Consider the following 7,905-nt stretch of genomic DNA (forward strand, 5'->3'; position numbering starts at 1 on the left):
CACGAGCGGCTCGGCCTCGAGGTGAGCCGTAGGGATGAGCAAGAAGGACACAGCGCACGCACGCACACCAAGGGCGACTGGCGAACAACGCAGATCGTGAAACCGGAGCAGGCAGGTGGCACCGGCGATAGACTTCAGGGCATGTCCGGACATTCGAACGAGAAGCGCGCCGTGGCAACCCAGACTCCGAGCGGGCGGACCGATGTGCGCGACCACGGCGCGGTGGGCGACGGCGTGACCCTCGAGACGGCGGCCTTCCAGAGCGCCGTGGACGCCGTCGCGGCGGCTGGCGGCGGCACCGTAACGGTGCCGCCGGGGCGGTACCTGCTGGGCGGCCTCGTCCTGGCGAGCGACATCCACCTCCGGATCGAGGCCGGCGCGGTCGTCGTGGCGAGCCCGAGCTACGACGACTTCCGTACGCACGAGGCCGTGACGCCGGCCGAGGAGTCCTGGCACGCCCTCCTCTACGCGCGCGAGGCGACCCGCGTGACGATCACCGGACCCGGGCGGATCGAGGGGTCGGGCTACGCCTACGCCGTGGGCGAAGTCGACGAGAACGGCTACCGCGCTCCGGCGGACCGGCGCCCCCGGATGATCCTGCTCGAGGACTGCACCGACGTGAGGGTAGCCGGCCTCACCATCGTCGACGCCCCCATGTGGACCGTGCATCTCGCCGGCTGCCGGCGCGCGGCGCTGACCGACCTCGTGCTCGACGCCTCCATGACGCTGCCCAACACCGACGGCATCGACATCGACGGTTCGAGCGATGTGCGGGTCATCGGCTGCTCCATCACGGGCGCCGACGACGCGGTGTGCCTCAAGACGACCCGCAAGCGCGCCTACGCGGCGCCCACCGAGCGCGTCGTGATCTCCGGATGCACCCTCGAGTCCCGCTCGTGCGCTCTCAAGATCGGCACCGAGACCCACCTGCCCGTGCGCGACGTCGTGGCCACCGGGCTCGTGATCGGCCCGACCAACCGAGCGATCGGCATCGTCTCCCGGGACGGCGGTGGGATCCACGACGTGGTGGTGTCCGACGTCGTGCTGCGCACCACCATCGGCACTCCCGCCTACTGGGGCCGCGCCGAGCCGATCCACCTCTCGGCCCTCCCGCGCGTCCCCGGCCGCGAGCCGGGTGTCATCCACGACGTGCGCATCGCGGGCGTGCGGGGCGAGTGCGCGGGACCGGTGCACCTGCACGCGTGGCGCCGGGGCGCGGTGCGCGACGTGACCCTCAGCGACGTGCGACTGCGGCAGACCGTCGCAGGTGGGCCGTGGGACGGGCTCCAGGGCGAGCTCGACCTGCGACCCCCGGTGAACCCCGACGCGCCCGAGGGGATGGGACGCGACAACGCCTACCAGGTCAGTGAGGACGGGATCTACGGCGTCTCGCGCGTGCCCGGCGGGATGCCGGGGTTGTATGCAACGGGAGTGGAGGGACTCGAGCTGCGCGACGTCGTCGTGACCCGGCCCGACCCGCTGCCGCAGGGCTGGCACCCGGACGTGATCGTCACCGAGTGAGCGTGCCCAGCACCGCCGCGCCCGCGAGCACGGGCGCGGCCCGGTTGCTGGTGAACCGCGCCGCCAAAGGCGAGGCCACGCCGTCGGGCCGCGTCGGCGACCTCCCGCACGAGGTCGCCCCGGCCGCCGCGCCAGGGCGAGGCGGCGACCGAGTGCGAGGTGGTGGGAGTGGGCCACAGGCAGAAGCCGTCGTGGTGCTTCGCGGTGAGGATGACGCCGGTCAGCTCGGCGTCCGCGAGCGCGTCGATCCACGCGTCGGCGTCCAGGTCGTCGGGGTCGAACCACGCCGGGTCCTCCGCGCCGGTGCCCCACTCGGCGTCGGTCATCGTGTTCATCCCGACGTGCAGGAACGCGTACGTCTCGCGCGCCTGCCACGCGACCTGGCGGGGGTGCGGGCGGACGTCGACGAGGCTCACGGGTGAGCGAACCGGAGCGCCACGCGCTGGGTGCCCGGGGAGCTCCACGTGACGTACAGCCGGGTCCCGCCCACCGCGTCCGTGCCGCCGAGGAACTCGTACGCCTCGCCCGGGCTGTAGACCGCGGGAAGCGCGTCATCGCCGTCGGGCGAGGCGTCCACCGTCAGCACGGTCGCGCCCGTCGACACCGCGACGTCCGATCCGCTCAGGCGGACGGCGTCGGGCCCGGCCGGGGCCGCGCCGTCGATGCGTACGTCGCTCGAGAGAGCGAGCTCCAGCGCGTGCGGGGTGGCCGGACCCTCGGTGTCGATCACTAGGTCGACTCCACCGAGGTCGGTCTCGGACGCGGGCACGACGGCGACGCTCACCCGGGTGGTGAGGTGCAGCAGGTCCACAGCACGGTCCGAGAACGCCATCGCGGCCGCGAACCGGCCCTCGAACTCCAGCCGGTAGTCGGCGTCTGCGCGGCGCAGGGCGGGCGGCAGTGGCTGGTAGTAGCCCGCCGCGAGCGACTCCTCCAGGGCGAGGCCGTGCTCGTTCGGGTGGGCGGCCTGCGCGCGGAACGGGCCGAGGCCGAAGAAGTCGCGCGCGAGTCGCACCGAGACCTCGAGGTCGCCCCGGGCGACGCGCAGGAACGTGGGGTTGCACGCGAGGCCCGACGCGACGCGGCCCGTCGCGGGGACGTCCGAGCCGCCGTAGGCGAGCGTCCAGCCCTCGGCCGACCACTCGCGCAGCAGGCGGGGGCCGGCCCACCAGCGCCGGCCCTCACCGAGGGCGCGGCGGGCGAGGTCGGTCGGTGTGGCGCCGGAGCGCGGCGCGGCGTCGGCGGCAAGGGCGAGCCCCGCGGCGACGTCCGCGTCCACGAGGGCGTGCGCGAGCACGTCCACCGGGTCGACGCCCGGGAGGTCGCGCACCCAGGCGGCCGCGGCGCGGCAGCGCTCGCACGCCTCGGCGAAGACGGCGACGTGGCCGAGGAACGGGCCGAGCGGGAACGGTCCCGACTTCTGGTCCTGCCGCCGGGAGTGCACCGTCTCGGTGCGTCCGTCGGGCGTGGCGAGGTCGAGCAGCGTGTGCAGGTTGGTGTGCACCACGTCGCGCAGGTCGGCCCGATCGAGCGTGCGGGCGAGCGTGAGCAGCGACGGGTTCGACACGTGCGCGGCGTAGTTCGGGCTGCGCTCGGAGTAGAGGCCGTCGGCGTCGACGTCCACGCCCTCGGTCAACCACTCCTGGGCGCGCGCGAGCGCCGCCGCGCCCTCGGAGCCGCCGAGCAGCTCGCCCGCGCGCGCGAGCGCGCCGGAGATCTCCCACCGGTGGTTGGGGGTGTGCACGCCGCCGGTCGTGACGGCCGGGAGGGCGCGGCGCAGGACGCCCTCGAGCCGCTCGGGCAGGTCGTCCGGCCAGCGCCCGACGGCGCGCAGCACCGCGAGCGTGAGGCCGACGTCGGTCAGGGTGAAGGCCGAGTCGGGCGGCGACGCGAGGTTGTCGCCCGAGGAGAACAGGCCCGACGGCGCCTGGAGCTCCTCCAGGCGCGTGAGCCACCGCGACGCCGCCTCGACGGTGGCGACGGGGTAGCCGTCGGCGCGCGGGGCGGCCGAAGCACCTCCGCCGTCGGCGCGCGTAGCGGCGTAGGCAGCCTCGCCGTCGGGCACGAGCGTCGCGACCACCGCGGCCTTGACCGCCGCCATCACGCCCCGGTGACCGGTGAGCCCGCCTCCGCCGCCGACCGGGCCGTCGGCCTCGAGGTAGCGGGCGAGCACCGCGCGGGCCGCGGCCGGCAGACCGAGGCGATGCGCGCCGTCGAGCACTCCGTGGTGGGTAGTCGGCACGGCGTCAGTCCTTGAGCCCGGAGTTGATGTCCGCGCTCACGATCTGCCGCTGGAAGACGGCGAACAGGATGACCATCGGGACGAGCGAGATGATCGAGGCCGAGAGCAGCACGGACCAGTCCACGTTGTCCGCGCCGACGATCGAGCGCAGGGCCACCTGGAGCGTGTACTGCTTCGGGTCGGTGAGGATGATCAACGGCCAGATGTAGTCGTTCCAACGCCACTGGAACGAGAAGATCGCGAGCACGACCGCGATGGGCCGGGCGAGCGGCAGCATGATGCTCCAGAACAGCCGGAACTCCCCCACGCCGTCGATGCGGGCGGCCTCCATGAGCTCGTCAGGCACCGTGGAGAAGTACTGCCGGAACATGAAGATTCCGGTCGCCGTGATGATCGAGGGGACGATGATGCCGGCGAGGGTGTTGTAGAGGCCGAGGTCGCGGACCACCACGAACGAGGACGGCATGATGACCTCGGTCGGCAGCATCGTCGTCGCGAGGATGCAGATGAAGAAGACCTTGAGCCACCACGCCTTGTACTTCGCGAAGGCGTAGCCGGTCATCGCGCTCACGATCACGGTGAGGATCGTGGTGACGACGGCGACGATCGCCGTGTTGCGGAAGTACCGCGCGAAGTCGAACCGGTTCCACGCGGTCTCGTACCCGCTGACGGTCCAGTTCTCGGGGAAGAGCCGCAGCGGGAGGCTGAACAGCTCCGAGCCCGGCTTGAACGAGCTGAGGAAGAACCATGCCACCGGGATGACGTAGAGCAGGGCGACGACCCAGAGGATGACAGTGCTGGGCATCCAGCGCACCGACTTCATGCGAGGTCCCGCTTCCGGTCGAACCGCATCTGGATGAGCGCGATGATCACGAGGATCACCATGAGCACCATCGACGCCGCGCTGGCGTAGCCGATGTTCGCCCGCTCGAAGCCCGTGCGGTAGATGTACTGGACGATGAACATGTTCTGCGTGCCCGGACCACCGCCGTTGAGGGCCTGGATCATGGCGAACTCCTTCATGCTCCCGATCGTGGTGAGCAGGATGACCATGAAGGAGGTCGGGGCGAGCAGCGGCAGCGTGATCCGCCGGAACCGCTGCCAGGAGTTCGCGCCGTCGAGCTGCGCGGCCTCGAGGTAGGAGCGCGGCACGTTCCGGATCGCGGCGATGAACAGGAGCATGTTGAACGCGGTCGAGCCCCACGTGCCGACGATGACGATGAGGATGAGCGCCGCCGTCGCGTCGGTCTCCCAGTGGATGCCCTCACCGCCGAGCTGCCGCAGGAGGTAGTTGACCAGGCCGAAGTTCTCCCCGAACAGCCAGCGCCAGATGACACCGGCGACGATCGGGGAGATGAGCCACGGCAGGAAGAAGATGATCCGCGCGGACGTCTTGCCCTTCGCGAGGGAGGACGCGAGCAGCACGGCGATGGCGAGGCTCACCACGTAGTGCGCGGGCACCGACAGCAGCGCGTACAGGAACGTGCGGCTGAGTGAGGAGTAGAAGGTCTCGTCGGTGAACAGCTTCTGGTAGTTCTCCAGCCCGATGAAGGTGAGCGAGTTGCCCACCCCCCGGTAGTTGGTGAACGAGTAGATCACCGCGAGCGCGCCGGGCCAGACGAAGAACAGCAGGAAGAGCACGACGGCGACGGCGATGAACACGGCCGGCGCAATCGTCATCGCCCGGTTGCGGCGCGGCTTGCGCGGCGAGCCGGACGTACCGGGTGCGGTGGCGGCCGCGGCGGTGGTCGGCGACGTCGACGATGACGGGGCGCTCATGGGACCTCCGGGGGTGGGTGGGTGACCGGGCAGAGGCTCGCCCGCCCGGCGCCGAGGGCGCCGAGCGGGCGAGCGTCGATCACGGCAGGGCGCCGAGCTGCTCGGAGAGCTGGCTGTTGATGTTGTCGATCGTGGTGTCGATGTCCTGCTCGTCGTTGAGGTACTTCACGGTCTCGTCGCGAACGGGGTCACCGTCGGTGGCCAGGCCGGCGATCTCGAACTTGAGGTCGTTGGCCTTGATGAGGCCCACCACGTCCGGGGAGGCCGCGATCTCCTGGTTGTACAGGTCGAACGCGTCGGCGTGGGAGCTGTAGGTGATGTCCAGGCCGGTCACGGCCGGGAGGAACCCGGAGGTCTCGGCGAGCTCGGTGTAGTTCTCCGGCTCGTAGAGCCAGCTCACGAAGTCGAGCGCGACCTGGGACTGGTCGCCGTCGAACACGACGACGTTCGCCGCGTTGCCGTAGTTCGTGGCGCGGACCGGCTGCTTGGGCAGGTACACCGACGCCCACTCGAAGTCCGTGATGTTCGCGGAGAAGTCCGCGATCTGCCACGAGCCCGACATGTACGCGACGAGGTCGCCGGACTTGAACAGCGCGTTGCCATCGCCGTCGGCCAGCCACACGGAGCGGGGCATGAACGAGTCGTCGTTGAGGCTCTTGAAGTACTCCAGGGCCGTCTTCGTCTCGTCGTTGGTCGCCCAGTCACCGTCGTCGTTCGGCTGCCACCACTCGGAGCCGAACTCGTAGACGAACGCCTTGAGGCGGTGGCTGGAGCGGTCCATCGCCATCCCGTAGGTGGCGCCGGTCTTCTCCTTGACCTCGTTGACCGCGGCGACGAACTCGTCCCACGTCCAGATGTCGTCCTCGGAGGTGGGGTAGGCGACCCCGGCCTGGTCGAACAGCGTCTTGTTGATGAACATGCCCACCGCGGTGACGTCGGTCGGGACCGAGAGCACCTTGCCGTCGGAGTCGACGGCCGACAGGTCCATCATGACGTTCTTGCCGTCCACCGCGTCCGCGAGGTCGACCGTCTGGTCCTTCCACACCGGGTCCACGCCGCCGACGCGGGCGAGCGCCGGGAGGTCGTTGGCCTGGGCGGCGTTCTTCAGCTTGGTGGGGAGGTCGGCGTTCGCGATGTCGACGATCTCGACCGTGACGCCGGTCTCCTCCTTGTACTTCTCCGCCATGTGGGCGAACCCGCCACCCTGGTTGGCGTCGCCGGACAGGAAGAACTGGATCGTCTGACCGCTGGCGTCACCGCCGCCCGTGGCATCGCCGCCCGAGCCGTCGTCGGATCCGCCCGATCCGCATGCGGCCACCAGCGTGAGCGCGAGAGCGCCCGCAACTGCCGCTCCGAGTCGCTTGCGCGACACTCTCAGAGAGCGCTTCATCGTGTCTCCTTCGTGGGTCCTCGACCACGAGCGACCCCGTCGTCGTGCCTCCGCCCCTGCGAGCGGCCGTGTCCGTAAGGCTGGCATCCGGCCGACAGTTTGTCAACACAAACGGACATATGCTCGGCGGCCCGGAGAAGGGTGGAAGCACGACGGTGAGCGGCGCCGTCGGAGGGGCGCTTCGCGGTGGCGCATCGCGCACGACGGCGAGCGGCGCCGTCGGGTGGGGCGCGCACGTCTCACGGCGTACGTCGGTGGCGCCACGCGCACGACGGCGAGCGGCGCCGTCGGGTGGGAGTGCCGTCGGTCAGGAGTGCTGACGAGTGGCGCTCCCGCGCCGCACGTGTTCGCGATGTGCGGACCGCAGACAGCGCGAAAGGGGCGGGCGCCGTTCGGCGCCCGCCCCGTCGTGGCTGCGATCAGCTCAGCAGCTTGGCCTTGGCGGCCGCGAACTCGGCGTCGTCGAGCAGGCCGGCCTCCTTGAGCTGACCGAGCTTCTGCAGCTCGGCGACCACGTCGATGCCGGCCGCGGGGGCGGCGGCGACGACGGGGGCGGGAGCGACCGGAGCCGGCTGCGCGTACTGCGCAGCCGCGGCCCGGGCCGCGGCGTCGACCTGTGCCTGCTGCTGGGCGGCCCGGTACTGGGCGAGCTCCTGCTCGGTCTGGGCGCGCTCGTGCTGCTTGCGGGCCGAGGCTCCGGTGACGGCGCTTGCGGTGCCGGCGACGACGGCGGTGCGCGCCGCCAGGCCGATCAGGCCGGGGCGGCCGGCGCGACGAATCGGGGGCATGGGTGTGGTCCTCTCAGATCTCGTCGTCGGCGTCGGCCTCGGCGAGGTCGGCGATCGCGTTGACGACGGGGGCGGGAATGCGGTTGGCGCTGAGCACCACGGCACCGGACTGACCGAGCCGGTTGACCAGGGTGCGCGCGAACGCGAGCTCGAGCGCGATCAGGAGGGCCGACGTCCCGGGTTCG

Annotated in this window: 7 protein-coding genes and 1 pseudogene; 1 reads left to right on the forward strand and 7 read right to left on the reverse strand. The window is 71.4% G+C overall.

From position 1 onward, the window contains the following. The first annotated feature begins 141 nt into the window (after positions 1 to 141). Positions 142 to 1,521, forward strand: coding sequence for a glycoside hydrolase family 28 protein (locus FH969_RS14045; protein WP_139987787.1), 1,380 nt, complete (start codon positions 142 to 144; stop codon positions 1,519 to 1,521). A 59-nt stretch (positions 1,522 to 1,580) separates the two neighbouring features. Here the strand turns inward: FH969_RS14045 and FH969_RS15885 are convergent. The 7 genes and pseudogenes from FH969_RS15885 to FH969_RS16175 all read right to left on the reverse strand — a co-directional run. Continuing rightward, positions 1,581 to 1,856: pseudogene (locus tag FH969_RS15885) on the reverse strand (alpha-L-fucosidase); the annotation flags it as partial. A gap of 77 nt (positions 1,857 to 1,933) precedes the next feature. After that, entirely contained in the window at positions 1,934 to 3,763 is a 1,830-nt protein-coding gene (locus FH969_RS14055; protein ID WP_139987789.1) for a hypothetical protein, read from the reverse strand. 4 nt (positions 3,764 to 3,767) lie between these two features. Continuing rightward, a complete protein-coding gene (locus FH969_RS14060) occupies positions 3,768 to 4,568 on the reverse strand; it encodes a carbohydrate ABC transporter permease (RefSeq protein ID WP_139987791.1) in 801 nt (266 codons plus the stop codon). Between the two features lie 14 nt (positions 4,569 to 4,582). Continuing rightward, on the reverse strand, positions 4,583 to 5,542 hold the full coding sequence (locus FH969_RS14065; RefSeq protein WP_246071978.1) for a carbohydrate ABC transporter permease: 960 nt from the start codon (positions 5,540 to 5,542) through the stop codon (positions 4,583 to 4,585). A 79-nt stretch (positions 5,543 to 5,621) separates the two neighbouring features. After that, positions 5,622 to 6,932, reverse strand: coding sequence for an ABC transporter substrate-binding protein (locus FH969_RS14070; RefSeq protein WP_139987793.1), 1,311 nt, complete (start codon positions 6,930 to 6,932; stop codon positions 5,622 to 5,624). 419 nt (positions 6,933 to 7,351) lie between these two features. Further along, positions 7,352 to 7,720 carry an SHOCT domain-containing protein gene (locus FH969_RS14075; protein ID WP_139987795.1) on the reverse strand — a complete coding sequence of 123 codons (369 nt, stop codon included), beginning with the start codon at positions 7,718 to 7,720 and terminating at the stop codon, positions 7,352 to 7,354. A gap of 13 nt (positions 7,721 to 7,733) precedes the next feature. Further along, positions 7,734 to 7,905, reverse strand: a 172-nt coding sequence (locus FH969_RS16175) for a DUF6325 family protein (RefSeq protein WP_425462466.1), incomplete at its 5' end; no start/stop codon positions are given.

The sequence above is a fragment of the Miniimonas arenae genome (genome assembly GCF_006351005.1).
Lineage (GTDB): Bacteria > Actinomycetota > Actinomycetes > Actinomycetales > Beutenbergiaceae > Miniimonas > Miniimonas arenae.